The 2045-nt window shown below is 71.6% G+C and carries 3 protein-coding genes; all 3 read left to right on the top strand.

Going from position 1 to position 2045, the window contains the following annotated elements; genetic code table 11:
* The coding region (locus tag ACZ58N_RS38840; protein ID WP_471170391.1) for an elongation factor 1-alpha C-terminal domain-related protein at nt 1-451 on the top strand (451 nt) is incomplete at its 5' end.
* A 2-nt stretch (nt 452-453) separates the two neighbouring features.
* On the top strand, nt 454-1581 hold the full coding sequence (locus ACZ58N_RS38835) for an aliphatic sulfonate ABC transporter substrate-binding protein (RefSeq protein ID WP_471170388.1): 1128 nt from the start codon (nt 454-456) through the stop codon (nt 1579-1581).
* Between the two features lie 6 nt (nt 1582-1587).
* Nucleotides 1588-2045: ABC transporter ATP-binding protein (locus tag ACZ58N_RS38830; RefSeq protein ID WP_471170385.1), on the top strand; the 458-nt coding region annotated here is incomplete at its 3' end.

Genomic DNA, 2045 nt, shown 5'->3' with positions numbered 1-2045 from the left:
CATCGCCTGGGCCCCCCAATCGGTCACCCTGCGCCTCAAGCACGACATCGACATCTCCCGCGGCGACCTCATCGCCCCCACCACCAACGCCCCGGTCCTCACCCGGCGGATCACCGGGACCGTCTGCCACGTCGCCGACGGGCCGCTCACCGTCGGCCGGCACGTCCTCGTCAGGCACACGACGCGGACGGTGAAGGCGATCGTCGAGGAGATCCCCTCGCGGTTGACCCTGGACGACCTGTCGCAGCACCCGAACCCCGGGCAGCTCGTCGCCAACGACATCGGCCGCGTCGTCGTCCGCACCGCCGAACCCCTCGCCCTCGACGCCTACGCCGACTCCCGCCGCACCGGATCCTTCCTGCTCATCGACCCGGCCGACGGAACCACCCTGACCGCGGGCATGGCGGGCGATGCCTTCACCGCGCACGCCGAGCACGAACGGACCCCCTGACCATGCCCTCACCGCGCCGCCCGCGCCGTCCGCACCGCGCCGCAGCCCTCTGCCTGCTCCTCCTCGCCGGCGCCGCCACCTCCTGCGGCTACGGCTCCAAGGCCGACGGGCCGACCGGGGGCCGGGTGCCGGTCGCCGCCGTCGGCGAGAAGCTGTCGGCGGGCTCCGTCCGTCTCGGCCACTTCCCGAACCTGACGCACGCCACCGCGCTGGTCGGCGTGCGCGAGGGCCTGATCCAGAAGGAACTCGGCGGGACCACCCTGAAGACCGTCACCTTCAACGCGGGCCCGTCCGAGATCGAGGCCCTCAACGCGGGCGCCGTCGACATCGGCTTCATCGGGCCCTCGCCCGCGATCAACGGCTATGTGAAGTCCAAGGGCTCCAACCTGCGGATCATCTCCGGCTCGGCCTCCGGCGGCGTCAAGCTCGTCGTGAACCCCGAGAAGATCAAAACCCTCGACGACCTCAAGGGCCGCCGGATCGCCACGCCCCAGCTCGGCAACACCCAGGACGTCGCGCTCCTGAACTGGATCTCCGCCCGCGGCTGGCGGGTCGACGCGGCCAGTGGCCGGGGAGACGTCTCCGTCGTCCGTACGGACAACGCGATCACCCCCGACGCCTACCGGTCCGGGGCCGTGGACGGCGCCTGGGTACCGGAGCCCACCGCCTCCAAACTGGTCGCCGAGGGCGGCAGGGTCCTCCTCGACGAGCGGGACCTGTGGCCCGGAGGTCGGTTCGTGATCACGAACGTGATCGTGTCGCAGAAGTTCCTCCGGGAGCATCCGGACGTCGTCGAGGCCGTCCTGCGCGGCACCGTGAAGACCAACGAATGGATCAACGCCGACCCGGACCGTGCCAAGGCCTCCGCGAACGCCGCCCTGAAGTCCCTGACCGGCAAGGAACTGGACGCCGAGGTCATCGACGGGGCCTGGCCAGGGATCCTCGTCACCGACGACCCCCTGGCCGCCACCCTGCGCGCCCAGGCGGGCCACGCGGTCGCGGCGGGCCTGCTGGAGCGGCCCGACCTGACCGGCATCCACGACCTCGGGCCGCTGAACAAGGTCCTCGGTTCCCTGCACAAACCCGCCGTCACCCAGACGGGTCCGGGCACCGACGACCAAGGGAGGTGACCGGCGATGGCGACCGTTCTGATCAACGCGGAGGACACCACGGCGGTCCGCAGCGCCGTCCGCATCGAGCACGTCTCGAAGTCCTTCCCCGGCCCGGCCGGATCCCAGCTCGTGCTGGACGACATCGGCCTCGATGTCGCCCCGGGCGAGTTCGTCACCATCCTGGGCGCCTCGGGATGTGGGAAGTCCACGCTCCTGAACCTGGTCGCCGGCCTGGACAAGCCGTCCACCGGGTCGATCGCGACCCCCGGCGGACGCCCCGCCCTGATGTTCCAGGAACACGCCCTCTTCCCCTGGCTCACCGCGGGCAAGAACATCGAACTCGCGCTGCGCCTGCGCGGCGTCCCCAAGGCCGACCGCAGGCCGGAAGCCGAACGCCTCCTCGAACTCGTCCGCCTCGCCGGCTCCCACGGCAAACGCGTCCACGAACTCTCCGGCGGCATGCGCCAACGCGTCGCCCTCGC

Source organism: Streptomyces sp. NPDC040432, from assembly GCF_055595445.1.
This window is presented reverse-complemented; position numbering and strand designations above follow the sequence as displayed.

What these genes read in the sequence shown, in the direction of transcription:
- ACZ58N_RS38835 (WP_471170388.1), top strand. Translation starts at nt 454, where the DNA reads ATGCCCTCACCGCGCCGCCCGCGCCGTCCGCACCGCGCCGCAGCCCTC.